This is a genomic window from Rudaea cellulosilytica DSM 22992 (assembly GCF_000378125.1).
Lineage (GTDB): Bacteria > Pseudomonadota > Gammaproteobacteria > Xanthomonadales > Rhodanobacteraceae > Rudaea > Rudaea cellulosilytica.
Genome location: NZ_KB899241.1, coordinates 1920972 through 1946817, shown reverse-complemented (window position 1 = coordinate 1946817; position 25846 = coordinate 1920972). Strand labels below are relative to the sequence as shown.

Genomic DNA, 25846 nt, shown 5'->3' with positions numbered 1-25846 from the left:
CCCCGCGGTGATGTGGATATGCCTGCAGCAATGCGGCGGTGCGGCATCGCGAACCGCGTGGCACCGGGCCCGCAGCCTGCCGCGGACCGGCCATATCACCCGAAGTGATAACTGCCGCGCATGTCCCTATAACAAAAGGTACGTTCTGGCACCCGCCCAGGAGGACTAGGATCGCCCCATCGCGTCTGGATATTCAGACGTCTAGCCGTCCAAACCGAAGCGAGTGCCGCCGTGTCTGCCCAACCGAATCGCATTCTGTCGCCATTTTCCGAGGACAAGCTCGCGTTGCTCGCGCGCCTGACCGAGGGGCTGGACACCGACTCGCTGTACTGGCTGTCCGGTTATGTCGCCGGCGTGGCCGCCTCCTCCCGCCACGTGCCGCTGAGCGCCGCCGTCGCGGCCAACCTGGCCGTGCCCTTGCCGGCGAGCGTCGCGCCGGCCGCCGAAGCGCAGGTTTCAACCCGTCTGACCATCGTCTACGGCAGCCAGACCGGCAACGCCAAGCGCCAGGCCGAGGCGCTCGCGCGCGAAGCCGAAGGCGCGGGACTCAACGTCCGCCTTGTCCGCGCCGACACCTACGCGACGCGCGAGCTGGCCGGTGAACGCCTGCTCTACGTCGTGATTTCGACCCAGGGCGACGGCGATCCTCCGGACGACGCCCGCGGCTTCGTCGAATTCCTCGCCGGCAAGCGCGCGCCGAAGTTGCCGCAGCTCAAGTTCGCCGTGCTCGGCCTGGGCGATTCGAGCTATCCGCAGTTCTGCGCGATCGGAACGAAGATCGACGCGCGCCTCGCCGAACTCGGCGCGACCCGTTTGTTTGCACGCGGCGAGGCCGATCTCGACATCGCCAGCGTCGCAGCGCCGTGGTCGAAACAGGCGCTGGACCAAGCACGCGAGCTGCTCAAATCCGATTCGCCCGCACCGCGCGCGGCCACGGTCACCCCGCTGCGCAGTGCGGTGCACGTGCATGCGTCGGCTTGGACGCGCGAGAAACCGTTCACGGCGCCGCTGCTCGCGAACCAGCGTATCAGCGCACGCGACGGCGGCAAGGACATCCGCCATGTCGAGCTTTCGCTCGAGAGCTCGGGTTTGAGCTATCACCCGGGCGATGCGCTCGGCGTGGTCGCGACGAATCCGCCCTCTCTGGTCGACGCCCTGCTGGCGTTGCTGAAGTTCGATGGCGAGCGCGCGGTAAGCCTGCAGGCCGAATCGCATTCGCTGCGCGAATGGCTGCTGCGCAAACGCGAGATCACGACGCTGTCGAAGCCATTCCTCGTCGAGCATGCGAAACGCGCGAAAAGCGAAGCGCTCGACCGCGCGCTCTTGCCCGAAGGCAGGGACGTGCTGCGCGAACTGCTCGGCGATTACCAGCTCATCGATGTGCTGCGCGCCTTCCCTGCGGATTGGAGTGCCGACGAATTCGTCGCCGCGTTGCGTCCGCTTGCGCCGCGCATGTATTCGATCGCGTCGAGCCAGAAGGCGGTCGGCGATGAAGTCCACCTCACCGTCGCAGTGCTCGACTACGAAAAGTTCGGGACCCGGCACGTCGGCGCGGCGTCACAGTTTCTGGCCACTCTCCCGGAAGACGCCGGCGTGCCGGTCTTTATCGAAGAAAACGATCGCTTCCGCCTGCCGGCCGACACATCGCGCGACGTGATCATGATCGGCCCCGGCACCGGCGTAGCGCCGTTCCGCGGTTTCATCCAGGAACGCGCCGAAACCAGCGCGAGCGGCCGCAACTGGCTGTTCTTCGGCAATCCGCATTTCCGCACCGACTTCCTCTACCAGGTCGAATGGCAGAAGGCGCTCAAGGACGGCACGCTGCACAAGCTCGACCTCGCGTTTTCGCGCGACCAGTCGGAGAAGGTCTATGTGCAGCACTCGTTGCGCCGCCGCGGCAAGGAACTCTACGACTGGATCGCAAACGGCGCGCATGTCTACGTTTGCGGCGACGCCACGCGCATGGCCGCCGACGTCGATGCGGCACTGCGCGACATCGTGATCGAGCACGGCGGCAAGTCCGATGAAGATGCGCGTGATTTCCTCAACCAGCTCGCGGCCGAGCGCCGCTATGCTCGCGACGTCTACTGACATGTCCGTAACCGCGCCCGTTCTCTCTCCCGTCGAAGGCATCAAGACCCGCAGCCGGCGCCTGCGCGGCACGTTGCTGGAAAGCCTTGCGAACGAGGTTACCGGCGCAATCGCGGACGACGACACGCAGCTGATCAAGTTCCATGGCAGCTACATGCAGGACGACCGCGACCTGCGCGAGGAGCGCCGTGCGGCCAAGCTCGAACCCGACTACAGTTTCATGATCCGCACGCGCTTGCCGGGCGGCGTGGTCACGCCCGAGCAATGGCTCAAGCTCGACGCGATCGCGCAGCGCTACGCCAATGGCACGCTGCGCCTCACCACGCGCCAGGCGTTCCAGTTCCACGGCGTGATCAAGCGCGAACTCAAAAGCACGCTGCAGGCGATCAACGCCGCGCTGATCGACACGATCGCGGCCTGCGGCGACGTCAACCGCAACGTGATGGTCGCGGCGAATCCACTGGTCTCGGACTTGCACGCGCAGGTCTACGCCGATGCGGCGAATCTGTCGGAATTCCTCAAGCCGAAGACACGCGCCTACTACGAAATCTGGCTCGACGAGGAAAAGGTCGCGGGTTCCGGCGAGGAGTACGAGCCGATCTACGGCGCGGTCTACCTGCCGCGCAAGTTCAAGGTCGCATTCGCCGTGCCGCCACTCAACGATGTCGATGTGTTCGCCAATGACCTCGGTTTCATTGCCGTCATCGAGAACGGCCAGCTGCTCGGCTACAACGTCGTCGTTGGCGGCGGACTCGGCGCGACGCACGGCGAGCCCGCGACCTATCCGCGCCTGGCCGATGTGCTTGGTTTCGTCGCTGCCGACCGCGTCAACGCGATCGCCGAGGCCGTGATCACGACGCAACGCGATTTCGGCGGCCGTGCCGACCGCAAGCACGCGCGCCTGAAGTACACGATCGACGACCGCGGTCTCGACTGGTTCAAGAGTGAGGTCGAACGCCGCTTCGGCGCGCCGCTGCGCCCTGCACGACCGTTCCGCTTCGAGCACAACGGCGACCGTTTCGGCTGGGTCGAAGGCCGCAACGGTCGCGCCCACCTGACCTTGCGCATCGAGGCCGGCCGCGTCGCCGACCGTGGCGAACAGCGGCATCTGTCGGCCCTGCGCAAGATCGCGCAACTTCATGCGAACGAAGATTCCGGCCTCGAATTCCGTCTGACGCCGAACCAGAACCTGCTGATCGCGAACGTGCCGAGCGAGGATCGCGCCGAGATCGACGAGATCGTGGCCGAGCACCATCTCGACCTCTATCGCACCGCAACGCCGCTGCGACTCAATGCGCTTGCCTGCGTCGCGCTGCCGACCTGCGCGCTGGCGATGGCTGAAGCCGAGCGCTATCTGCCCGATTTCACCACCAAGGTGGAAGCGCTGCTCGACAAGCACGGCCTGCGTGACGCCCGCATCCACCTGCGCCTCTCGGGCTGCCCGAACGGTTGCTCGCGTCCGTATCTTGGTGAGATCGCGCTGATCGGCAAGGCACCTGGGCGCTACAACCTCATGCTCGGCGCCGACGTACGCGGGCAGCGGCTCAACCGCCTGCATCGCGAGAACGTCGACGAGGCGCAAATTCTCGCGACACTGGACGAACTGCTCGCGCGCTATGCGGCCGAGCGCGCTGATGCGCAAGCGTTCGGCGATTTCCTCGTGCGCGCCGGCGTTCTCGCCGAGGCCCATTACAAAGTCATTCCGGTCACGCTGCTCGAGCCGTCGGCCGCGGCGGCGTGAGCCCAGGAGCGAAGATCCCATGCTGCACTGTACGACCAGTATTTCAGCCCCCGTCCACGAGGGCATAAGTCAAAAAGCAGCCAGCCACGGCTGCACCTCTCAACAACAGCGTCGAACAAAAAGACGCTTTGAAACCCGTCGCAACCGCATCAAAGACCACAGCGCCGGAGAGCGCGCCATGAAACTGCCCGACATCAAGACCGTCGCCGAGGACCCGACCGCCCTCGTCGAACTCAATACCTGGCTGGAAACCCGCAACGCGCATCAGCGCATCGCTTGGGCACTGGAGAATCTGCCCGGCGAGCACGTGCTGTCATCGAGTTTCGGCGCCCAATCAGCCGTGCTGCTGCATCTGGCCACGCGCGAGCGCACCGACATTCCGGTCGTTCTGATCGACACCGGCTACCTCTTCCCCGAAACCTACCGCTTCGCCGACCAGCTCACCGAGAAGCTTTCGCTCAACCTCAAGGTCTACCGCCCGCAGATCGGCATCGCCTGGATGGAAGCGCGCCACGGCAAGCTCTGGGAGAACGGCGTCGACGGCATCAGCGAATACAACGCGCTGCGCAAGGTCGAGCCGATGCGCCGTGCGCTGACCGAACTGGGTGCCCACACCTGGATTGCCGGCCTGCGTCGAGCGCAATCGACCACCCGCCGCCACTCGAATGTGCTCGAAGTGCGCGACGGCCGCTGGAAGCTGCACCCGCTGGTCGACTGGAGCGATCGCGACATCTGGCAGTACATGCAGCAACACGGCCTGCCTTATCACCCGCTCTGGGAACAGGGCTACGTCTCGATCGGCGACGTGCACACGACGCGCGCGCTGGGCGAAGGCATGCGTGAGGAAGACACGCGCTTCTTCGGCCTCAAGCGCGAATGCGGGCTGCACTTCGACTGATTGTCAGCGCGAACGTCCGTCGTACTGGGTGATGTTGAGCACAGCCAGGTCGACGTTTTCGAGACAACGCGCGTTGATCGCCGCCATCGCCTTGCCCGACGAATCGGTGCCTTCGCCGAATGGATGGATGCCACAGGTTGGACAGAACTTGTGCTGGATGACGTGTTTGTTGAACGTATAGCTCGCCATGGCGCGGTCGCCGCGCGTGACGCGCAGATTCTCTCGCGGCACGAACCACATCAGCGCGCCTTTGCGCTGGCACATCGAGCAGTTGCAACTCATCGCGCCTTCGAGATTGCCTTCGACCTCGAACGCGACTTGCCCGCAATGGCAGCTGCCTAGGTACTTCATCGCCTGGACTCCTGCAGACCGGAATGTCCGCAGGTTAGCCCAGCCGCAGCACAAAGTCAGGCAGCGCGAGCGACGAGCTTCTTCTGCAGCTCGCTCCAGTACGGCGGCAGCGGCCACTGCGCCGGCTCCTCGCCGGCGAGCGCGCGCTGCAAGTCGCGTGGGTCGATCTGCGGCGCGATCAGTTCGGCCAGCGTGCCCGCATAGGCGCGCAACACGCGGTCGCGGCGCAACACGAGCCATGTGGTGCACTCGGGGAACAAGCCCTCGGCGTCGATCTGATGCAGATCGCGCGCATCGTCCGCGGTGAATGCCAGGTCGGCGAAGATGCCGACGCCAAGGCCGGCGCGCACATAGGTCTTGATCAGGTCGGCGTCACGCGAGGTGCAAGAGAAGCGCGGCACGACGCCGGCCGCGGCGAACGCGCGGCGCAACGAGGACTCGGGGCGCAGCGAAGACTCGTAGCTGACCAGCGGCTCGCCGTCGAGATCGGACAGCTTCAGCGGCCGCTTCAATTCGGCGAGCGCGTGTCCATTCGGTACGACGACGGCGCGGCGCCAACGGAACAGCGGCACGGCGAGGCCGTCGCTGGGCAGGGCACCAGTGGTCGAGATGAGAGCAAGGTCGGCCTGGCCGCGCTCGAACAGACCCATGACCTGCGCATCGCCGAGCGGCTTCAGGTGCACGTTTACCGCCGGATAGCGCTGCTTGAGCGTGGCGATCGCATGGGGCAGAACGAAGCGCGCCTGGGTGTGCGTGGTCGTGATCGTCAGTTCGCCCTTGTCGTCGCCACGCAGGTTGGCGGCCAGCGCGCGGATGTTGCGCGCCTCGGCGAGGATGATGCGGGCGCGGTCGATGACCTGCTGGCCTGCGGGCGTGATCGCGGAAAGACTTTTACCCTTGCGCGCGAAGAGCTGGAAGCCGAGTTCGTCCTCGAGCTGCTTGAGCTGCTTGGACAGGCCAGGCTGGGTGGCGTGGACCTGATCGGCGGCCTGGGTGATGTTGAGGCCGGCGTCGGAAATGGCGACGAGGTAGCGGAGCTGGGTCAGGGTCATGACGAGGTACTCGAAGGGGGTCGCAATCGGGATTCGGCTAGGCGCGAAACAGCGGATTGGCGGCGACAACAGCGAGCGGAATGCGAAAACACCATGGAATTCTCCCGATTGACGTTCTGCAGCATAACTGTTGGTTATTTGGGCGTCCAGACGTTTAGACGGCCAAATACGCCATTTCTGTGGCAGTTTCTGCCTAATAACCCCGGGTAATATGCTGATGCATGGTGTTCTTTGGCCCGGGATTCAAGGCTGCCGCCCGCCGGGCCTTCCTTCTCAAGACCGCCCTTTCCCAATACCCTTTCGCGCATGGACATCCGCAAAGACTTTGCCGATACGATCGGCCGCACTCCGCTGATCCGCCTGCGCCGCGCCTCGGAACTCACCGGCTGCGAGATTCTGGCCAAGTGCGAATTCGCCAATCCGGGCGGCTCGATCAAGGACCGCACCGCGCTCGGCCTGCTGCTCGACGCCGAGAAAATCGGCGCGCTGCGTCCCGGCGGCATCATCGTCGAGGGCACCGCGGGCAATACCGGCATCGGCCTCGCTCTACTCGGCGCGAGCCGCGGCTACCGCACGATCATCGTCATGCCAAATACGATGAGCCGCGAGAAGATCGACGCGTTGCGCTTGACCGGCGCCGAGGTGCAGCTCGTCCCACCCGCCCTCTATAGCGATCCCGGACACTACTCGCACACCGCGCAGCGCCGCGCGCAGGAACTCAATGCGCGTGATCCCGGCGGCGCCTGGTTCGCCAACCAGTTCGACAACATCGCGAACCGCGAAGTGCATGAAGCGACGACCGGGCCGGAAATTTTCGTGCAGACCGGCGGCGGCGTCGACGGCTTCGTCTGCGCTGCCGGCACGGGCGGCACGCTCGCCGGCGTTGGCCGTTTTCTCAAGGCAAACAAACCCGGCGTCACGATCGCGCTGTCCGACCCGGCTGGCTCCGCGCTCGCGAGCTACGTCAATACCGGCGAGTTGAAAACCGAAGGCAGCTCGATCACCGAAGGCATCGGTTACAGCCGCGTCACCGCGAACTTCAGGGACGCGCCGGTCGATCTGGCCTGGTCGATTGCCGACGACGAATCGATGCCGCTCGTACATGCGCTGATGGCCGAGGAAGGCCTCAGCGTCGGTGGATCGAGTGGCGTCAACGTCGCCGGCGCGATCCACCTCGCGCGCACGCTCGGCCCGGGCCATACCATCGTCACCGTGCTTGCCGATTCGGGCGCGCGCTACCAGGCGAAGATCTTCAATCCGGAATTCCTGCGCGCGAAAAATCTGCCAGTGCCGGCGTGGCTCGATCGCGCTTTCCCGCCCGTATCAGGCTGAGATGAAACGCGCGCGCAGCCGCGGCCATAGCGTGATCGTCATCAGGCCGAGCAGGACCAGCGCGCCCGCTTCAAGCTTCCACGCCGGCAGCGGCTCGCCGAACCAGATCGCCGCACTCGCCATGCCGACCACCGGCACGAGCAACGACAGCGGCGAGATCGTCGCCGCCGGGTAGCGCGCGAGCAGCCAGTTCCATGCGCCGTAGCCGAACAGCGTGTTGGCGACGCCCTGCCATACCGACGCAGCCCAGCCGAATGCACTGGCGTGCGCCAGGCCGTCGGCGATGCGCTGCGGGCCTTCGAAGAACAGGCTCGCGAGCAGCAGCGGCGGCACTGCGAACAAGCTCGACCAGACCATGAAGCCGAGCATGTTCAGCGATGGAGCGATCTGTGCGGCCTTCTTTGCCACCAGATTCGCGATCGCCCACGACAGACCGCAGGCAAGAGTCAGCACCAAACCGAGAATCGTCGTACTCGCGTCGACATGGAAGAAGAACATCGCAAGACCGGCGACGCACGCCGCCAGTCCCGTCGCCTGAAATGCACGCATGCGTTCGCCGAGCAGCAGCATCGCGAGCACGATCGTGAAGAACGCCTGCGTCTGCACGAGGAGCGAGGCGACGCCGGGTGCAATGTCGCTGCGCATCGCGATGAACAGCACGCCGAACAAGCCGAAGCCGAGAAAGAAGCCGTTCGCGATAAGGAGCCGCCATGGCACCGCGGGCCGACGCACGAAAATCAGCCACGGCATGCAGGAGAAGACGAAGCGCAGCGTCGCGAACAGCAACGGCGGCAACTCGCCGAGACCGAGCTTGATGATGACGAAATTCGTGCCCCAGACGATGATGACCGCAAGGGCAAGCAGCAGGTGCGCGAAGGACATGCGAATCGGGGAATGCGAGCGAGGCGGCATTCTAGCCCCCGACCGGCGTCTTCCCGCGAAATTAAGGATTCTTCATTCGCACAGACGCGGACACTAGCCCACACGCACCGCGTGCGCGACGCGCTCATGCACCGTGCGCGGATGCGGCGGATGCGCGGCAGTGTAGTGCCCGGCCGCGTCACGCTCGACGAACTCGGCGACGAAACGGGTCGCCGGGCGACGCAGAATCGCCTCGGGCGTGTCGACCTGCTCGATCGAACCCGCGTTCATCACGACGACGCGATCGGCGAGTTCGAGCGCCTCCTCCTGGTCGTGGGTGACGAACACCGTGGTGTAACCGGTCTCGTCATGCAGCTGGCGCAGCCAAACGCGCAACTCCTTGCGCACTTTCGCATCGAGCGCGCCGAACGGCTCGTCGAGCAACAGCACCCGCGGCTCGATCGCAAGGGCGCGCGCCAGCGCAACGCGCTGACGCTGGCCACCGGACAGCTGATTCGGATAGCGCGCCTCGAGCCCGCCGAGCTGGACGAGCTTGAGCAGTTCTTCGCCGCGCCGGCGGATCTCCTCGCGTGCGGGCCGATATTTGCGCTTGCGCACGCGCAGGCCGAACGTGATGTTGTCGAGCACGCTCATGTGCTTGAACAACGCGTAGTGCTGGAAGACAAAACCGACGCGGCGTTCCTGCACCGAAAGCTCGGTCGCGTCGATGTCGCCGAACTGGATGCGCCCGCCGTTGATCGGCTCCAGCCCCGCGATCGCGCGCAACAGCGTGGTCTTGCCCGATCCCGACGGGCCGAGCAGCGCGAGCAATTCGCCCGAGGCGATGTCGAGATCGATCGCGTTCAACGCGGCAACGCTGCCGTAGCTCTTACTCAACTGGCGTATCGATATTTGCATGTCATCTCCCGCGCAGTGCAGCGAGTTCGTCGCCGTGGCGCCATTCGAGAAAAGTCTTCAAGCCGAGCGTCAGCAGGGCGAGCAAGGCGAGTAGCGAGGCCACCGCGAACGCCGCGACCATCTTGTTGTCCTGGTACAGCACTTCGACGTGCAGCGGCATCGTGTTGCTCGCGCCGCGGATCTTGCCCGAAACCACCGACACTGCGCCGAACTCGCCCATCGCACGCGCATTGCACAGCAGGATGCCATAAAGCAGGCCCCAGCGAATGTTCGGCAGGGTCACGAGCCAGAACGTCTGCCAGCCGCTTGCGCCGAGGCTCAGCGCTGCGTATTCCTCGTCGCTGCCCTGCGCCTGCATCAACGGAATCAGCTCGCGCGCGACGAACGGGAACGTGACGAACACCGTGGCGAGGACGAGGCCGGTCTGGGCGAAGATGATGCGGATGTCGTGGTCGATCAGCCATCCGCCGAGCCAGGTCTGCGCACCGAAGATCAGTACGAAGACCATGCCCGAAATGACCGGTGACACCGAAAACGGCAGGTCGATCAGGGTGATGAGGAAATCCTTGCCGCGGAATTCGAACTTGGCCACGAGCCAGGCCGCGGCAACGCCGAACAGCGTGTTGAGCAACACCGCGATCGCCGCGGTCTTCAGCGTCAGCCAGATCGCCGAAAGCGAATCCGGATCGGCAAGTGCGGCGAAGTAGGCCTTGATTCCGCCAGCAAATGCCTGCACGAACACGACGATCAGCGGCAACAGCAGGAACACGATCAGAAACGCGAAAGTGAAACCGATCAGCAGCCAGCGCACCGACAATGGCTCGGCAGTGGCGGAGCGGAACGGACGATGCGTGGTCGCCATCGTGCTCATGCCGACTTCCTTTCCGAACGCCGCACCCAGGCCTGCAGCAGATTGATGGCGAACAGGATGGCGAACGACAGCGCGAGCATGGCAGCTGCAATCGCCGTCGCCGCGCCGATTTCGTGCTGATCGAGATTGATCGCGATCAGCAACGGCGCGATCTGGGTCAGGTTGGGCAGGTTGCCGGCGATGAAGATGATCGAGCCGTACTCGCCGACCGCGCGCGCGAACGCGAGCGCCGTGCCGGTCAACAGCGCCGGCTGCAGCGCCGGGAAGACGATCCGCGATACCGCTTGCCAGCGCGTCGCCCCGAGCGTCGCCGCAGCCTCCTCGTATTGCCTGTCGATCTGTTCGAGCACGGGTTCGAGCGTGCGCACGACGAACGGCAGGCTGATGAAGGTCATCGCCACGATCACGCCGAGCTGGGTGTAGGCGACCTTGACGCCGAGCGCCTCGAGCGGCACGCCGAGCCAGCCCTGCGCGGGACTCGGCACGGTCGGCACCGAATACAGCGCGGTCAGCGCAATGCCGGCCACCGCGGTCGGCAGCGCGAACGGCAAATCGATCATCGCCTGCAACGCGCGCTTGCCGGGGAAGTCGTAGCGCACGAAGGTCCAGGCTATTAGGCTGCCGAACACGGCATTGATCGCCGCCGCGACCAGTGCGCCGCCGAAGCTGAGCTTGAGTGCGTTGATCACCTGCGAGGTGTTGAGCACCTTCCAGATACCGCCGACGCCGAGTCCGGCCGCGTTGAACGCGAGCGCGGCGAGCGGAATCAGCACGATCAGCGACAGATAGCTCAGGGTGAAACCGAGCGTCAAGCCAAAGCCCGGCATCGCGCGCCGGCGCGAGGGCGCGCGGGTCAGATGCGGGATCGCGATCGTGCCCATGCCGACCTTACTTCTTGTCGTAGATCTGATCGAAGATGCCGCCCTCGCCGAAGAATTTCGGCTGCGCAGCCTTCCAACCGCCGAACTGCGCGATCGTGGTCAGATCGATCTTCGGAAAGCTCGATGCGTACTTCGCCGCAACGGTTGGATCGAGCGGACGATAATGGTTTTTCGCGACGATCTCCTGCGCCTCGGGCGTGTATAGGAACTTCAAGTAAGCCTCGGCGAGCTTCTCGGTGCCGTGTTTCTTCGCGTTCTTCTCGACCACCGCAACTGGCGGCTGGGCCAGGATCGAACTCGACGGCACGACGATGTCGAACTTGTCCGCGCCGAACTCGGCCGAGGCAAGGTAGGCCTCGTTCTCCCATGCGATCAGCACGTCACCGAGGCCGCGCTGGGCGAAGGTGACGGTCGAGCCGCGCGCGCCGGTATCGAGCACAGGTACGTTCTTGTAGAGCTGGCCGATCCATGCACGCGCCTTGGCGTCGTCGTTGCCGTTCTGCTTGAGCGCATACGCATAGGCCGCGAGGAAATTCCAACGCGCGCCGGCCGAGGTCTTCGGATTCGGCGTGATTACCGCGATACCTGGCTTGACCAGGTCGCTCCAGTCCTTGATGCCCTTGGGATTGCCCTTGCGCACGAGCAGCACGATCGTCGAGTTGTACGGCGTCGAATCTCCCGGCAGACGCTGCTGCCAGTCCGCGGCCAACAGGCCCTTGTCGGCGAGCACGTCGATGTCGGAGGCGATGCCGAGTGTGGCCACGTCGGCCTCGAGTCCGTCGATGATCTTGCGCGACTGCGCGGAAGAGCCGCCGTGCGACTGCTTGATCGTCACCTCCTCGCCGCCGTTCTTCGCCTTCCAGTCAGCGGCGAACTTCTCGTTGAGCTGGGTGTACAGCTCACGCGTGGGGTCGTAGGACACGTTGAGCAATTCCGCTGCCGACGCATTCCCAACGAACGCGCCCAGCATGGCCAGGCCCAGGACATATCGCCTCATGACAACCCCAATCTGAATGACTGCCGGACAGCGTAACGGAACTTCATTGCGCCGCAATACGCACGACCGCATATGCTTATCGCCCGGGCGACTTTGCGCGTCGACCCGTTGACTTTTCGTTAGCGGCCGCATCCACGCTAAGTACAGGATAAACAACCCGGATTCCCAACCGCGCGCGACGAGAATCGAAAGTCCGCATTCAGCTTGGTTACGCTTAACTATGCACGCAGGGTTGCAGTATCAGGGGAGGGGACCGTCGCAGAGCCATGAGAACCGCCGCGCCGCTCCCGAACCGATTTGTGATCCCGTCCTTCCATTTCTCGCGCAACGCAAAGGAGCGTTCGCCATGACCATGTACAAACCTGCTGTCGTGTTGCTCGCTGGATTGCTGATCGCCGGCACGGGTTTCGCCCAGCCGGCGCCGGACTACGCCAACGACGGCCCGAGCTACGACAACGACGCCTCCAGCGCCGCGGTCGACCCGCCCACGCGCGTCGCGCGCCTGTCGCTCGTCAACGGCGCGGTGAGTTTTTCGCCGGCCGGCGAGGACAACTGGGTCCAGGCCGAAATCAACCGCCCGCTGATCTCGGGCGACAAGCTGTGGACAGACCGCGGCGCACGCGCCGAACTGCAGATCGGTTCCTCGGCGATCCGCGTCGACAGCCAGTCGAATTTCCACTTCCTCAACCTCGACGACAACATGGCGCAGATCGAGCTGACCGAAGGTACGCTCAACCTGCGCGTGCGCCGTATTTACGACGGCCAGACCTACGAGGTAGACACGCCGACGCTCGCCTTCGTCATCAACCGTGTCGGCGAATACCGCATCGACGTCGCCCCGGATGGCAACGGCACCATCGTCACCGCATTCCACGGCGGCGGCGACGCCTACGGCGAGGCCGGCGCGCGCTTCCGCATCGAGGAAGGTCAGTCGATCCGCTTCAATGACCCGCAGTTGCGCGACTACGCCAGCAATGGCGTGCCGAATCCGGACGACTTCGACCGCTTCTGCTTCGAGCGTGACGGGCGCTGGGACAACTCGCGCTCGCGCCAGTTCGTCTCCGAAGACGTGATCGGCTACGACGACCTCGACAGCAACGGCTCTTGGGATACCTCGCCCGACTACGGCAACGTCTGGTATCCGAGCCAGGTCGCGGTCGGCTGGACGCCGTACAGCTACGGCCGCTGGACCTGGGTCGGCGCCTATGGCTGGACCTGGGTCGACTCTTCGCCTTGGGGCTTCGCGCCGTTCCACTACGGCCGCTGGGCCTACATCGGCAACCGCTGGGGCTGGTGCCCGGGTCCGGCGCGCGAGCGTCCGTACTACGCACCGGCGCTGGTCGCCTTCGTCGGTGGCGGCGGTGCACGCCTGTCGTTCAGCGTCGGCGGCCCGGTCGGCTGGTTCCCGCTCGGCCCGCGCGACGTGTACGTGCCGAGCTATCGCGTGAGCCGCAATTACTTCACCAACGTCAACATCCATAACACGACGATCAACAACGTCACGATCAACAATTTCTACGGCGGCTACCAGCGCGGCAACCTCGACTACAGCCGCATCAATTACGCCAACCGCAACGTCACCAACGCGATCACCGCGGTGCGTGGCGACGTGTTCACTGGTTCGCGCGAGGTGCGCGGCTCGGTGATCCCGGTCAACCGCGAGACGTTCGCCAACGCGCATGTGGCCGGCTTCGCCGCGATTGCGCCGACGCGCCAGAGCCTCGCTTTCAACGGCGGTGTCCGCGCTGCTGCGCCGCCGCAGGCCGCGCAGACGCGCAACATCATCGCCGCTACGCGCCCGCCGGCGCCGATGGCCTCGTTCGCGCAGCGCGAAAACCTGCTGCAGCGCGATCCGGGCCGCGCTCTGCCGGTCGCGCAGATGCGCAGCGCGCCGACCGTGATCGGCAACGGTCAGGCAGCGCAGCGCGCGACGCTCACGGCACGTCCGAATGTCAATGTCGTCACTCGCGACGGCATTCCGGCGCGCTCGATCGCACCGGCGATCCAGTCACGCACGGGCGGTCCGATTCAGACCGACGCACGCGTGCTCAACAATGGCGGCCAGAACGATCGCCGCGCGATCGACAACGCCGCACGCATACAAAACAACCCGCAGGTACTGCGCGACCAGAGGACGGGCAACCCCTCGGTCGAGAGCCGCACCGTGACCGGGTCACCGAACGGCCGCACCCAGATGGACGAACGTCGCGCACTGCCGTCGAGTCGCTACGTCAATCCAAACGCGGCGGACAACAACCAACGCGTGCTGCGCGGCGACAACAACAACGCCACGGTCGACACTGGCCGCAAGGACGAACGCGTGCAGCGCGACAATCGCCAGGAATACCGTTCGACGACGGTCGAACGCGCGCCGCGCGCCGATGTCCAGCAGCATCAGCAGGAAATGCAGGTTCAGCAGCAACAGCAGGTGCAGCAGCGTCAGCAATTGCAGGTTCAGCAGCAACAGCAGATGCAGCAACGTCAGGAAATGCAGATGCGCCGCCAGCAGAACTTCGAGGTGCAGCAGCGCCAGCAGCGTGAGGTCCCGCAGCGCCAGGAAATGCAGATCCAAGCGCAGCAACAGCAACAGCAGATCCAGCAGCGTCAGGAGATGCAGATGCGCACGCAGCAGCAGGTCCAGCCACGAACCGAAACTATGCGCGTGCAGCCACAGCAACAGCCGAAACAGCAAGCCGAGCAACCGCAAGGACGTGGCCGCGTTCAGCACGACGACAAGAACGACCGCAAGAACGATCGCGGCCAGCGCTGACCCCCACGCAGCAACAACGAAGAAACGCCCGGCAATGCCGGGCGTTTTCTTTTGCGCGCGCTCCTGCCCCCGCGCGAGGCGTTACAATGCGCCTATGCTCACGATCCAACTCAACGGCGAAGCGAAACAGGTGCAGGCGTCGACCAGCGTCGCCGCGCTGCTCGAAGCCGCGGGTTACGCCGAACGCCGGGTCGCCGTCGAGATCAATCGCGAAATCGTGCCGAGGAGCCTGCATCGCGAACGCGTGCTGTCGGACGGTGACCGCGTGGAAATTGTGCATGCGCTTGGCGGAGGCTGAGCGCTTGCGATATGCGTTGACGAGGCGCGCTTGGAGCGCGCCCGAACATTCGCGTAGCGAATGGCCCGAAGGGCGAGCATCAGGGACGATGCGAGTAAGCGCATATCGCGCGAAGCCGACGGCCCGGAGCAGGATGCGTAGGGACGGGTTGCTTGGCGAGGCCTGGATGGCCGAGCTTAGCAACGGTCAGCGCGACAAAGTCGAGCGCACACGTTGCAACTCAAGAGTTCCGTATAAAGCAAAAATGAACGCCCAAATCCGCCCCGCCCCTCCTATGCCCGACAACGACGTCCTCATCATCGCCGGCAAAACCTACCGCTCGCGCCTGCTGACCGGCACCGGCAAGTTCAAGGATCTCGACGAAACGCGCCGCGCGACCGACGCCGCCGGCGCCGAGATCGTCACCGTCGCGATCCGCCGCACGAACATCGGCCAGGACAAGAACCAGCCCAACCTGCTCGACGTGCTGCCGCCTGATCGCTACACGATCCTGCCGAACACCGCCGGCTGCTACACCGCCGAAGACGCGGTGCGTACCTGTCGCCTCGCGCGTGAACTGCTCGACGGTCACAACCTGGTCAAGCTCGAAGTGCTCGGCGACCAGAAGACCTTGTTCCCCGACGTGGTGCAGACCTTGAAGGCCGCCGAGCAACTCGTCGCCGACAAGTTCGAGGTCATGGTCTATACGAGCGACGATCCGATCCTAGCGCGCCGCCTCGAGGAGATCGGCTGCGTTGCGGTCATGCCGCTGGCTGCGCCGATCGGTTCGGGCCTCGGCATCCAGAACCGCTGGAACCTGCTCGAGATCGTCGAAAACGCCAAGGTTCCGATCATCGTTGACGCCGGCGTCGGCACCGCTTCGGACGCGGCGATCGCAATGGAACTCGGCTGCGATGGTGTGCTCATGAATACCGCGATCGCCGGCGCGAAGAATCCCGTGCTCATGGCGAGCGCGATGAAGAAGGCGGTCGAGGCTGGGCGTGAGGCTTTCCTCGCCGGACGCATTCCGCGCAAGCGCTTTGCCAGCGCATCGAGCCCGATCGACGGACTGGTTTAGTGCAATCGTCCCTGCTCGCAAAAATCAAAAAACGGCCATCCTCGGCCGCACTTCTCAACAAGAGCAGCCTACCGCCCACGGCATGAGCATCCCGCAGCAGCGCCATATCCGCAGCTTCGTCCTGCGCCAGGGCCGCTTCACTCCAGCGCAGCAGCGCGCGTTCGAGCAGCACTGGGCTCGTTTCGGTCTCGAACCTGCGGCGACGCCGCCGGACTACGCGCAGATATTCGGTCGCGCCGCACCGCTGGCTCTCGAAATCGGCTTCGGCAACGGCGAGCAACTGCTGCACGCGGGCCTGCACGAGCCGGAGAAGAATTTCCTCGGCATCGAGGTGCATCGCCCCGGTGTCGGCCGCCTCATGAATGCACTCGCCGCGCATGAGGTGAAGAACGTGCGTCTGTACAACCATGACGCCGTCGAGATTCTGCGTAACGCGATCGCGCCGGAATCGCTGGCCGAGGCGCGCATCTACTTCCCCGACCCGTGGCCGAAGAAGCGCCAGCAGAAGCGTCGCCTGATCCAATCGGAATTCGTCGCACTACTCGCGAGCCGAGTCGCCCGCGGCGGACGCTTGCATTTGGCTACCGACTGGGCCGACTATGCCACGCACATGCTTGAAGTGCTCGATGCCGCGCCCGAATGGCGCAACGTCGCCGGCAAAGGTCAAGGCGTGGCGCGACCCGACTGGCGCATCGAAACGCACTTCGAGAAGCGCGGCCTGCGTCTGGGGCACGGAGTCTGGGATTTCATCTACGAACGAGTTTGAGAATATCGCCGCAAAGCACCGCGTTTTTGATTTTGATTTTCAGGTCCCCGTTTGCCGCGGCGAGGGCATGACGGAAATGCCTGAAAGGTCGCGCGCACGATGCGCGCGAGTTCGTTGTACGCATCAGGGACGTGCGTTCAACGAACCCCGGCATGACCTCGCGAACCCGGAGCGCGCGGCGCGACGGGCGCGGCATCCGGGGTGCATTTCTTTTGGTTACTTTTCTTTGGGCAAACAAAGAAAAGTGACCCGCTCGCAGGATGCGGGCGGAAAGGCGAATGGATGCGGTTACAGTAAAACCGAGCAAGAGAAGAACGAGCGCAGCGCCCGATGAGATGAATCAAGGACTCCTCCTCACCCACGACATGCTGCTAGTGTTCGGCCTGCTCGCCTTCACCGTGCTCATGCTCGTGCTCGAATGGATACGCGGGGATCTGATTGCCCTGCTCGTCATCGTCGTGATCGGCATCACGCGCCTGGTTCCGGTCGAGCAGCTGTTCGACGGCTTCGCCGGCAACGCGGTGATCTCGCTGCTCGGGGTCATGATCATGGGCGCTGGGCTCGACCGCACCGGCGTGCTCAACAAAGCGGCTTCGTTCATCCTGCGCATGTCACGTGGCGTCGAGTCACGGCTTTCCTTCGCCATAAACTCGATGGTAGGCGGCCTGTCGTCGATCATGCAGAGCCAGGCTTTGGCTGCATTATTCCTGCCCGTAGTCAGCCGCGTCAGCTCACGCACCGGCGTACCGTTATCTCGCCTGCTGATGCCGATGGCGTTCTGCATTCTCTGCGGCACGAACATGACGATGATCTCGAATTCGCCGCTGATCATGCTCAACGACCTGATCGCAAGCGCAAACCGCAACCTGCCGCAGGGTGCGCAGACGATCCAGACTTTTTCGCTGTTCTCGATCGCGCCGGTCGGTTTCCCCTTACTGCTCGCCGGCCTGGCCTTCTTCGCCGCATTCACGCGCAAACTGCTGCCGTCCGACGAGGAAAGCCAGGGCGTCACCCCGGGCCGCACCGACACCTATTTCGCCGAAACCTACGGTATTTCCGGTGAAGTATTCGAGCTGACCGTCACCGCCGAGAGCCCGCTGGTCGGCATGAGCGTGCTCGAGGCCGAGGCGTTACGCGGCGCGCCGATGATTCTTGCGATCAAGAACGGCGATGAAGTCCGCCTTGCGCCGCCGGCCGATACGATGATCTGGGTAGGCACGGTATTGGGCACGCTCGGCAAGCGCGCCGAGATTGACCACTTCGCGAATCTCAACCTGCTGCTCGCGCAGACGCGCCTGCGCTGGTTCCGCGACATGTTCAATCCGACCCGCGCCGGCATCGCTGAGGCGGTGATCCCGCCGAACTCGGAATTCGTCAAGCAAAGCGTCGGCGCACTGCATCTGCGCAAGCGCTATGGCATCAGCGTGCTCGCAGTCAACCGCGGCGAGGAGATCCACCGCGAGGACGTGCGCGGCATCGCGCTGCGTGCCGGCGACACGCTCGTGCTGCACGGGCTCTGGCGCGATCTCGCCGTCGCCGCCGAGGATCACGACTTCGTCGTCGTCACCGACTACCCGAAAGAGGAAGGCCGGCCAAGCAAGATCTGGCACGCCGTCGCCTTTTTCGCACTCGCCATGGGCCTTGGCCTGTTCACCGACCTGAAGCTGTCGATCGCGATGCTTACCGGCGCGGTCGGCATGCTCCTCGCCGGCGTGCTCAAGATGGAAGAGGCCTACGGTGCGATCAACTGGAAGACGATCTTCACCCTCGCCTGCCTGATCCCGCTCGGCTGGGCGATGGATGCGACCGGCGCCGCCGCATGGCTCGCGCAGGAGGTGCTGCGCTATCTCGGCGCGTGGCCGCAATGGGCGCTGCAAGCGGTCGTCGCGGTACTCACCCTGTTCTTCGCCCAGATCGTCTCCAATGTCGGCGCGACGGTGATGATGGTGCCGATGGCGATCAACGTCGCGCTCGCCTCAAACGGCAATCCGGCAATCTATGCGCTGATCGTCGCGATCTCGACCTCGAACAGCTTCCTGATCGCAAGCGCCAATCCGGTGCTCACCCTCATCGCCGGCCCCGGCGGCTACCGTGCTCGCGACTTCCTGCGCGTCGGCCTGCCGCTGACGCTGCTGATGCTCGTGGTCATGCTGGCCGCGGTGAATCTCGTATTCCACTGATCCGCGCGATAGCGGATCAGGCTTCGCGCAACATCACCTCGCCGCCGCGCGATTCGACCGGCACTTCGGTCAGCCCGGTGCCGCGGCACGGACCCGAAACGCACTCGCCCGAGGCGAGTCGGAACATCGCGCCATGCGCAGTGCAGATCACGTGGCCTTCTTCGACGAGAAACTGGCCCGGGGCCCAATCGAGGCGTCGACCCGCGTGCGGACAGATGTTGCGGTACGCGCGCACCGCATCGCCGTGGCGCGTCAGCATCAATGAATCGCGAATTCCGTCACGTTCGTCCACGTATCCCGCTTCAAACGCACCGCCATCGGGGATATCGTCAACGCGACATAACGCTTTCGTAACGGTCATCGGTATCTAATTGCTCTCGTTCGCGGCATAGGGGATGCCGTTTTGTCCATTTTGCCACGGAGCGTCGCCGACATGTCCTACTGGCGCTGGTTCAACCGCCCTCACCATCCTTTCGCACGCGTCCTGATCGGCGTGCTCGGGATGGCGTTGCTGGCTGCTGTACTCGCCTTGGGATTCCTTGCGCTCGTCGCGTTTGCCGTAATCGGCGCCATCGTCGCGATCGTGCGCGCGCTTTCCCGCGCCGCAACGCCACATCCTGTTGCGCAGCGCAAACCGAACGTGATCGAAGGGGAATTCGTCGTGCTGCCCAGCCGCACGGCGTCGTTCAAGCACTGATCGGCCTCTCAGCCGGATCGCCGGTACCCCAGGGCGCCGTACAAGCGGCGCTGTCACGGATTCATGTCGGCCGATAGAATCCGACGATGAATGACCACCCCCCCGCCGTCGCCGCTCCGGCCCGGTCTCTCTCGCCTGACGTCCTGGTCCCGCTCGCGCTGTTCGGCGTCTACGTGATCTGGGGTTCGACCTACTACGGTCTGCGCGTCGCCCTCGGCGGCTTCCCGCCGTTCGCACTCGCGGCGATCCGCTTCGTGATCGCCGGCGGCCTGCTCTACGCGCTGCTGCGTTGGCGCGGCGGCGCAGCGCCGACTTGGCGCCAATGGCTCAACTGCCTCGTCACCGGTACGCTGCTGCTCGGCATCGGCAACGGCGGCGTCTGCTATGCCGAGCAGACGGTCGCCTCGGGCATTACTGCGGTCGCTGTCGCCAGCGCCGCGCTGTTCATGGCGATTTTCGCGGGATGGTATGGGCAATGGCCGAATCGCATGGAATGGGTCGGCCTGGTCATCGGCTTCGCCGGCATCGTCGTGCTCAATCTCGGCGGCGAGTTGCGTGGCTCGCCGGCCGGCGCGATCGCGCTCGTCCTCTCGCCAGTGGCCTGGGCGTTCGGCTCGGTCTGGAGCAAGCACCAGGACATGCCCGAGCCGATGATGAGCGCGGCCGCGCAGATGCTCGCCGGCAGCGTGCCGCTGGCCATCGTTTCGGTCGCCAGCGGCGAGCATTTCACCGGCATGCCGGATGCGACGTCGATGGCGGCGATGGCCTATCTCATCGTGTTCGGCTCGCTGCTCGGCTTCAGCGCCTACATCTACCTTCTGCACCACACGCGCCCGGCGCTCGCCTCGAGCTACGCCTACGTCAACCCGCCGGTCGCCGTGCTCGTCGGCGTGCTGCTCGGCGGCGAGGTGGTTTCGCGCCTGGACATCGTCGGCACGATCGTCATCGTCGCGGGCGTAGCGGCGATCACGCTGGCGAAGACCAAGAAATAAGTCTTCGCGAGCGGATTCCTGCTTCAGGCGACGACCACGGGAATCTTGCCGATCTTTGCCTGCCATTCGCGCGGGCCGGTCTGGTGTACGCTCGTGCCGCTGGAATCGACCGCGACGGTGACCGGCATGTCCTTGACCTCGAACTCGTAGATCGCCTCCATGCCGAGGTCGGCGAAGCCGACAACCCTGGACGAGCGGATCGCCTTCGACACCAGATAGGCCGCGCCGCCGACCGCCATCAGATAGACCGACCTGTGCTTCCTGATCGCCTCGATCGCGGCCGGGCCGCGCTCGGCCTTGCCGACCATGCCGAGCAGGCCGGTCTGGGCGAGCACCTGTTCGGTGAACTTGTCCATGCGCGTCGCCGTGGTCGGGCCGGCAGGTCCGACGACTTCGTCGCGCACCGGATCGACCGGGCCGACGTAATAGATGAAGCGTCCCTTGAAATCGACCGGCAGCTTCTCGCCTTTGTTGAGCATGTCGACGATGCGCTTGTGCGCGGCATCGCGGCCGGTCAGCAGCTTGCCGTTGAGCAGCAGCACCTCGCCCGGCTTGAACGTAGCGACGAGCTCAGGCGTGATCGTGTCGAGATCGACACGGCGCGCTCCGGTCGGGCTGTAGGTCAGCTTCGGCCAGTCTTCGAGCGAAGGCGGCTCGAGCGCGACCGGGCCCGAGCCGTCGAGGACGAAGTGCGCATGCCGCGTCGCCGCGCAGTTCGGGATCATTGCGATCGGCAGGTTGGCCGCGTGGGTCGGATAATCGCGTACCTTGATGTCGAGTACCGTGGTCAAACCACCGAGGCCCTGCGCGCCGATGCCGAGCGCGTTGACCTTCTCGTACAGCTCCAGGCGCAGTTCCTCGGCGCGATTCGACGGTCCACGCGCCTGCAAGTCGGTGATGTCGATCGGATCCATCAATGATTCCTTCGCCAGCAGCATCGCCTTCTCCGCGGTGCCGCCGATGCCGATGCCGAGCATGCCGGGCGGACACCAGCCCGCGCCCATCGTCGGCACGGTCTTGAGCACCCAGTCGACGATCGAGTCGGAGGGATTCAACATCGCGAACTTCGATTTCGCCTCCGAGCCACCACCCTTGGCCGCGACGATCACGTCGAGCTTGTCGCCCGGCACGATGCTGACGTTGATCACCGCCGGCGTGTTGTCCTTCGTGTTCGTACGCTTGCCCGCGGGATCGGCGAGGATCGAGGCACGCAGCTTGTTGTCCGGATCGTTGTAGGCGCGGCGCACGCCTTCGTTGACCATATCCTCAAGCGACATCGTCGCGTCCCAGCGCACGTTCATGCCGATCTTGAGAAACACGGTGACGATGCCGGTGTCCTGGCAGATCGGCCGGTGGCCCTCGGCGCACAGGCGCGAGTTGATCAATATCTGCGCGATCGCATCCTTGGCCGCGGGCGACTCCTCACGCTCGTAGGCTGCAGCGAGGTTCTTGATGTAGTCGACCGGATGGTAATAGCTGATGTACTGCAACGCGTCGGCAATGGACTGGATGAGGTCGGCTTGTTTGATCGTGCTCATGGCGTAGGGCGGAGGCTGATTTTCATTGAAAAGTGCAGCCAAGGATGGCCGCTTGTTGATCCTCGCAATCATGGAGGATTACCGAGATACCACCCATTTTCGCATCCCTCGCGCTGCGCTGCATCATGCCCTTTCGCCGCACGTCCTTTCGTGACCGCTGCGCTATGCTTGTGCGATGTTGAGCGTCGCTCTCGTCATCGTCTCGGGCATCGTCTGGCTCGGCGTGCTGTTCGCCGTTGCGGTTTACGGCGAGCGCCATCCGCGCGTGCTCGAAAAACGCTGGGCGATCGTCTATGCGCTCTCGCTCGCCGTGCATTGCACCTCGTGGACATTTCTCGGCAACACGACCCAGGCCAGCCGTTCGGGCTGGTGGGTGCCGCCGAATTTCGTCGGCGCGATTGCGATGTACGTCCTCGGCATCGGTATACTTTTTCGTCTCGTGCGCCTCGCGCGCGAACACAATTCGAGCTCGCTCGCCGACCTGATTTCCACACGCCTCGGCAGGAGCCCGGCGCTGAGTGCGCTGGTCACCGCGGTGATGCTGCTTGGCATGCTGCCCTACATCGCGCTGCAGCTCAAAGCCGTCGCGATGAGTTTCACCACGATCCTCGGCGATCCGCGCGGCTTGACTGCCTGGCGCGACGGTGCGCTCTGGGTGGCCTTGTCGATGGCGCTGTTCGCGATCGTGTTCGGCACGCGCAGATCGTCTGCGGTGGCGCACAACCGCGGCCTCGTGCTGGCGATCGCTTTCGAGTCGCTGTTCAAGCTCGTGGCGATGCTTGCATTGACCAGCCTGCTGTTCATGGCGCCGATCCCAGGCCAAGCCGCGCCGCCGCCTGCGCACGACCTCACCGGCTTTCCGAGCCTGATCGTGCTCGGCGCGCTGGCGATGTTCACCCTGCCGCACCAGTTCCACGCCGGCGTGGTCGAATGCCGCGACGTGCGTCACTTGAAGACGGCACGCTGGCTGTTTCCGGTCTACATGGTGCTGATTTCGGTACCGGCACTGCCGCTTGCGCGGCTCGGCGACGCGCAACTCGCCGCGCAAGGCGTGCCATCGGACCAGTACCTGCTCGCGCTGCCGCTCGCGCACGGCGAACACGCGCTCGCACTGACCGCCTTCCTCGGCAGCCTGTCGGCCTCGACCTGCATGGTCGTCGTGGCCACGCTCGCGCTGAGCCTGATGGTCGCCAACCACTTCATCGCGCCCTTGCGTCTGCGTGCCGGCTGGGGCCAGAACGAGGCGGAGAACGACCTGCGCGGTGAGGTAATATGGCAGCGGAGAGCGGCGATCATCGTCATCATCGCCCTGGCCTGGGCCTACAGCCGCGTGATCTTCGACGATGCCGCGCTGGCCGACATCGGTGCGCTGTCGTTCTCGGCGCTCGGCGGGCTCGCGCCGACGACCTGGGCGGCACTCTATCGCCCGCAACTCGGGCCGCGCGCGGTATTCGCCGGACTCGCCGCAGGCACGCTGGTGTGGATGTACACGCTGCTGCCGGGCGTGATCGCTCCGCATGCAGCGTGGCTGTCCACCGGGCCATTCGGATTCGGCGCGCTGGCGCCTATGCACCTGTTCGGCCTCAATGGCGTCGGCCCGCTCACGCGCGCGGTCGTTCTCGGCATCGCCACCAACCTCATCGTCATCGCCCTTGTCGAATTGTTCGGCAAGCGCGAGGACGCGCCTGCGGTCGGCACGCAGCTCTACAATCAGCAGTTGCGTGCGCTGGCATCGCGCTTCCTTTCCGAAGAACGCGCACATGTGCTGATCGGCAGCAATGTCGCGCACCGACCGGCCGACGCGGCCACGCTCGCCGCCGTCGAACACGAGCTGTCCGCGGTGATCGGTGCATCGAGCGCGCGCCTGCTGCTCGATATCGCACGACGCGAACGGCGCATGCAGCTCGACACGGTCGCGGCGATCGTCGACGAGGCTTCGGCCGATCTGCGCTTCAATCAACGCGTGCTGCTCGCCGCGCTCGAGAACATGTCTCAAGGCATCTGCGTAGTCGACGCCGAGCTCAACGTCGTCGCCTGGAACCGGCGCTACGCCGAGCTTTTCCTCTACCCGCCAGGCTTGCTGCGCGTCGGTCGGCCGGTCGAGGAACTCGCGCGTTACAGCATCGGCGAGGGCATGATCGGCACCGATGCGCGCGACCCGGCGACGCTCGAAGCGGCGGTGCAGCGGCGCCTCGCGCACATGCGCTCCGGCACGCCGCATCTGTCCGAACGGCGTTTCCCCGACGGCAGCGTGGTCGAGATCCGCGGCAACCCGATGCCCGGCGGTGGCTTCGTCGCCACGTTCACCGATGTCACCGAATTCCGCCGTGCCGCGCTTGCGCTCGAGCGCGCGAACGAGACGCTCGAACTGCGCGTCGCCGAGCGCACCGCCGAACTTGAACACGCCACGCACGCCGCTGAAACCGCGAACGAAACCAAGACGCGTTTCCTCGCCGCGGTCAGCCACGACCTCATGCAACCGCTGCACGCCGCGCAACTGTTTGCGCACAGTCTGGCAGCACGCACCGACGACGACGGCCGCGTCACCGCGCGCCACCTGCACTCCTCGCTGACCGCGACCGAATCGTTGCTTGGCGGCCTGCTCGACATGGCGCGGCTCGATGCCGGCAAGCTCGTACCGCGCCCGCGCGCGTTCGCGCTCAACGACCTGCTCGGCGCGCTCGCCGCCGAGTTCGCCGTGCTCGCGAACGAAAAGGGTCTGAGCCTGCACCACGTGCCGACGCGCGCCTGGGTGCGCTCGGATCCGCACCTGTTGCGCCGCGTGCTGCAGAACTTCCTTTCCAACGCGCTGCGCCACGTCGAATCGGGGCGCGTCCTGCTCGGCTGTCGACGCGTGGGCGCGGAGTTGCGCATTGAGGTCTGGGACACCGGTCCGGGCATTGCCGAGAGCGAGACCCAGCTGATCTTCGAGGAATTCCGCCGCGGCAGCGCTGCCAGCAACCAGGGCCTGGGCCTCGGACTGGCCATCGCCCAGCGCATGGCCCGACTGCTCGGCCACGATCTGAGCCTGCGCTCCTGGGTCGGCCACGGCAGCGTGTTCGCGGTGAGTGTGCCGCGCAGTGCGGCCGCGTATGCGGCGATCGCCGCCTCGACGCCGGTGGCGGAGTCGGCATTGCCGGCGGACATGCCCAAAGGCACGGCGCTGATCGTGGACAACGAGCCACAGGCGCTGACCGCACTGCGCACCCTGCTCGAACAATGGGGCTGGCGCGTGCTCACGGCATCGGATGCGGCGAACGCGCTCGAGCGAACGCGCAACGAGCGACCCGACATCGCCATCCTCGACTACCATCTGGCCGGCGGCGACAACGGCCTCGATTTGTATACAAAGCTGCAGAACATCCTCGGCGATATCCCGGCCGCCATCCTTACCGCCGATCGCGACGCGGCCTTGCGCAAGCGCACGCTCGAACTCGGCCTCATGCTGCTGTACAAGCCGCTCAAGCCGCTGGCGCTGAAACAGGTATTGCGCAAGAGCGAAGGCGCGGGGGTGCGTTTCGTCGCTTCGACGCTGACGCCGCAGGACTAGTCGAA

General features: G+C 65.1%; 20 protein-coding genes and 1 pseudogene. 12 read left to right on the top strand and 9 right to left on the bottom strand.

Annotation, left to right across the window (positions count from 1 at the left end):
- The first annotated feature begins 231 nt into the window (after positions 1-231).
- The 3 genes from F455_RS0108610 to F455_RS0108600 all read left to right on the top strand — a co-directional run bounded on the left by F455_RS0108610 (position 232) and on the right by F455_RS0108600 (position 4730).
- Positions 232-2091, top strand: coding sequence for an assimilatory sulfite reductase (NADPH) flavoprotein subunit (locus F455_RS0108610; RefSeq protein WP_018972883.1), 1860 nt, complete (start codon positions 232-234; stop codon positions 2089-2091).
- A 1-nt stretch (position 2092) separates the two neighbouring features.
- On the top strand, positions 2093-3832 hold the full coding sequence (gene cysI, locus F455_RS20265) for an assimilatory sulfite reductase (NADPH) hemoprotein subunit (RefSeq protein ID WP_033408960.1): 1740 nt from the start codon (positions 2093-2095) through the stop codon (positions 3830-3832).
- 178 nt (positions 3833-4010) lie between these two features.
- Entirely contained in the window at positions 4011-4730 is a 720-nt protein-coding gene (locus F455_RS0108600) for a phosphoadenylyl-sulfate reductase (RefSeq protein WP_018972881.1), read from the top strand.
- 3 nt (positions 4731-4733) lie between these two features.
- On the opposite strand, the gene F455_RS0108595 is transcribed toward F455_RS0108600, so the two are convergent.
- Together F455_RS0108595 and F455_RS0108590 are read right to left on the bottom strand one after the other, a co-directional pair.
- Positions 4734-5081, bottom strand: a complete 348-nt coding sequence (locus F455_RS0108595) for a GFA family protein (RefSeq protein ID WP_018972880.1) — start codon at positions 5079-5081, stop codon at positions 4734-4736.
- A gap of 56 nt (positions 5082-5137) precedes the next feature.
- Complete coding sequence (locus F455_RS0108590) at positions 5138-6133, bottom strand: LysR substrate-binding domain-containing protein (RefSeq protein WP_018972879.1); 996 nt, start codon at positions 6131-6133, stop codon at positions 5138-5140.
- Positions 6134-6439: 306 nt separating this feature from the next.
- Between F455_RS0108590 and F455_RS0108585 the strand changes: the two genes are divergently transcribed.
- The gene (locus tag F455_RS0108585) at positions 6440-7465 is read left to right on the top strand and encodes a cysteine synthase A (protein ID WP_018972878.1); all 1026 of its coding nucleotides are present in this window, start codon (positions 6440-6442) and stop codon (positions 7463-7465) included.
- Here the strand turns inward: F455_RS0108585 and F455_RS0108580 are convergent.
- From F455_RS0108580 to F455_RS0108560, 5 genes and pseudogenes are all read right to left on the bottom strand, one after another.
- Positions 7457-8347 (bottom strand): EamA family transporter, encoded by an 891-nt coding sequence (locus F455_RS0108580; RefSeq protein WP_018972877.1) that lies wholly within the window; start codon positions 8345-8347, stop codon positions 7457-7459. The two genes, F455_RS0108585 and F455_RS0108580, sit on opposite strands and share 9 nt — an antisense overlap.
- A 186-nt stretch (positions 8348-8533) precedes the next feature.
- Positions 8534-9244 (bottom strand): annotated as a pseudogene (locus tag F455_RS20260) (sulfate/molybdate ABC transporter ATP-binding protein); the annotation flags it as partial.
- 1 nt (position 9245) lies between these two features.
- A complete protein-coding gene (gene cysW / locus F455_RS0108570; RefSeq protein ID WP_018972875.1) occupies positions 9246-10115 on the bottom strand; it encodes a sulfate ABC transporter permease subunit CysW in 870 nt (289 codons plus the stop codon).
- The gene (cysT, locus tag F455_RS0108565; protein WP_018972874.1) at positions 10112-10996 is read right to left on the bottom strand and encodes a sulfate ABC transporter permease subunit CysT; all 885 of its coding nucleotides are present in this window, start codon (positions 10994-10996) and stop codon (positions 10112-10114) included. The genes cysW and cysT overlap by 4 nt, the downstream gene beginning before the upstream one ends.
- Positions 10997-11003: 7 nt before the next feature.
- Positions 11004-11993, bottom strand: coding sequence for a sulfate ABC transporter substrate-binding protein (locus tag F455_RS0108560; protein ID WP_026293206.1), 990 nt, complete (start codon positions 11991-11993; stop codon positions 11004-11006).
- A 346-nt stretch (positions 11994-12339) separates the two neighbouring features.
- Here F455_RS0108560 and F455_RS21960 point away from each other — a divergent pair, with 346 nt between their 5' ends.
- The 5 genes from F455_RS21960 (at position 12340) to F455_RS0108535 (ending at position 19064) form a co-directional block, all read left to right on the top strand.
- Positions 12340-14763: a DUF6600 domain-containing protein gene (locus F455_RS21960; protein ID WP_051084136.1), complete on the top strand. Its 2424-nt coding sequence runs from the start codon at positions 12340-12342 to the stop codon at positions 14761-14763.
- A gap of 94 nt (positions 14764-14857) precedes the next feature.
- Complete coding sequence (gene thiS / locus F455_RS0108550) at positions 14858-15061, top strand: sulfur carrier protein ThiS (protein WP_018972872.1); 204 nt, start codon at positions 14858-14860, stop codon at positions 15059-15061.
- A gap of 244 nt (positions 15062-15305) precedes the next feature.
- Positions 15306-16118: a thiazole synthase gene (locus tag F455_RS0108545; RefSeq protein ID WP_051084135.1), complete on the top strand. Its 813-nt coding sequence runs from the start codon at positions 15306-15308 to the stop codon at positions 16116-16118.
- An 82-nt stretch (positions 16119-16200) separates the two neighbouring features.
- The gene (trmB, locus tag F455_RS0108540; protein ID WP_018972870.1) at positions 16201-16884 is read left to right on the top strand and encodes a tRNA (guanosine(46)-N7)-methyltransferase TrmB; all 684 of its coding nucleotides are present in this window, start codon (positions 16201-16203) and stop codon (positions 16882-16884) included.
- Positions 16885-17219: 335 nt separating this feature from the next.
- Complete coding sequence (locus F455_RS0108535; RefSeq protein ID WP_018972869.1) at positions 17220-19064, top strand: SLC13 family permease; 1845 nt, start codon at positions 17220-17222, stop codon at positions 19062-19064.
- A 16-nt stretch (positions 19065-19080) separates the two neighbouring features.
- Here F455_RS0108535 and F455_RS0108530 read toward each other — a convergent pair whose 3' ends face one another.
- Positions 19081-19425, bottom strand: coding sequence for a Rieske (2Fe-2S) protein (locus tag F455_RS0108530; protein WP_026293205.1), 345 nt, complete (start codon positions 19423-19425; stop codon positions 19081-19083).
- Positions 19426-19497: 72 nt separating this feature from the next.
- On the opposite strand from F455_RS0108530, the gene F455_RS20245 reads away from it, so the two are divergent.
- On the top strand, positions 19498-19761 hold the full coding sequence (locus F455_RS20245; RefSeq protein WP_018972867.1) for a hypothetical protein: 264 nt from the start codon (positions 19498-19500) through the stop codon (positions 19759-19761).
- An 86-nt stretch (positions 19762-19847) separates the two neighbouring features.
- Positions 19848-20753 (top strand): drug/metabolite exporter YedA, encoded by a 906-nt coding sequence (gene yedA, locus F455_RS0108520; RefSeq protein WP_018972866.1) that lies wholly within the window; start codon positions 19848-19850, stop codon positions 20751-20753.
- Positions 20754-20776: 23 nt separating this feature from the next.
- On the opposite strand, the gene F455_RS0108515 is transcribed toward yedA, so the two are convergent.
- Entirely contained in the window at positions 20777-22291 is a 1515-nt protein-coding gene (locus tag F455_RS0108515) for a fumarate hydratase (protein WP_018972865.1), read from the bottom strand.
- A gap of 175 nt (positions 22292-22466) precedes the next feature.
- Here F455_RS0108515 and F455_RS0108510 point away from each other — a divergent pair, with 175 nt between their 5' ends.
- A complete protein-coding gene (locus tag F455_RS0108510) occupies positions 22467-25841 on the top strand; it encodes a hybrid sensor histidine kinase/response regulator (RefSeq protein WP_018972864.1) in 3375 nt (1124 codons plus the stop codon).
- Positions 25842-25846 lie beyond the last annotated feature (5 nt).

Coding starts and splice junctions, on each gene's coding strand:
- cysI (WP_033408960.1), top strand. CDS start 2,093: ATGTCCGTAACCGCGCCCGTTCTCTCTCCCGTCGAAGGCATCAAGACC.
- F455_RS0108600 (WP_018972881.1), top strand. CDS start 4,011: ATGAAACTGCCCGACATCAAGACCGTCGCCGAGGACCCGACCGCCCTC.
- F455_RS0108595 (WP_018972880.1), bottom strand. CDS start 5,081: ATGAAGTACCTAGGCAGCTGCCATTGCGGGCAAGTCGCGTTCGAGGTC.
- F455_RS0108590 (WP_018972879.1), bottom strand. CDS start 6,133: ATGACCCTGACCCAGCTCCGCTACCTCGTCGCCATTTCCGACGCCGGC.
- F455_RS0108585 (WP_018972878.1), top strand. CDS start 6,440: ATGGACATCCGCAAAGACTTTGCCGATACGATCGGCCGCACTCCGCTG.
- F455_RS0108580 (WP_018972877.1), bottom strand. CDS start 8,347: ATGTCCTTCGCGCACCTGCTGCTTGCCCTTGCGGTCATCATCGTCTGG.
- cysW (WP_018972875.1), bottom strand. CDS start 10,115: ATGAGCACGATGGCGACCACGCATCGTCCGTTCCGCTCCGCCACTGCC.
- cysT (WP_018972874.1), bottom strand. CDS start 10,996: ATGGGCACGATCGCGATCCCGCATCTGACCCGCGCGCCCTCGCGCCGG.
- F455_RS0108560 (WP_026293206.1), bottom strand. CDS start 11,993: ATGAGGCGATATGTCCTGGGCCTGGCCATGCTGGGCGCGTTCGTTGGG.
- F455_RS21960 (WP_051084136.1), top strand. CDS start 12,340: ATGACCATGTACAAACCTGCTGTCGTGTTGCTCGCTGGATTGCTGATC.
- thiS (WP_018972872.1), top strand. CDS start 14,858: ATGCTCACGATCCAACTCAACGGCGAAGCGAAACAGGTGCAGGCGTCG.
- F455_RS0108545 (WP_051084135.1), top strand. CDS start 15,306: ATGAACGCCCAAATCCGCCCCGCCCCTCCTATGCCCGACAACGACGTC.
- trmB (WP_018972870.1), top strand. CDS start 16,201: ATGAGCATCCCGCAGCAGCGCCATATCCGCAGCTTCGTCCTGCGCCAG.
- F455_RS0108535 (WP_018972869.1), top strand. CDS start 17,220: ATGAATCAAGGACTCCTCCTCACCCACGACATGCTGCTAGTGTTCGGC.
- F455_RS0108530 (WP_026293205.1), bottom strand. CDS start 19,425: ATGACCGTTACGAAAGCGTTATGTCGCGTTGACGATATCCCCGATGGC.
- F455_RS20245 (WP_018972867.1), top strand. CDS start 19,498: ATGTCCTACTGGCGCTGGTTCAACCGCCCTCACCATCCTTTCGCACGC.
- yedA (WP_018972866.1), top strand. CDS start 19,848: ATGAATGACCACCCCCCCGCCGTCGCCGCTCCGGCCCGGTCTCTCTCG.
- F455_RS0108515 (WP_018972865.1), bottom strand. CDS start 22,291: ATGAGCACGATCAAACAAGCCGACCTCATCCAGTCCATTGCCGACGCG.
- F455_RS0108510 (WP_018972864.1), top strand. CDS start 22,467: ATGTTGAGCGTCGCTCTCGTCATCGTCTCGGGCATCGTCTGGCTCGGC.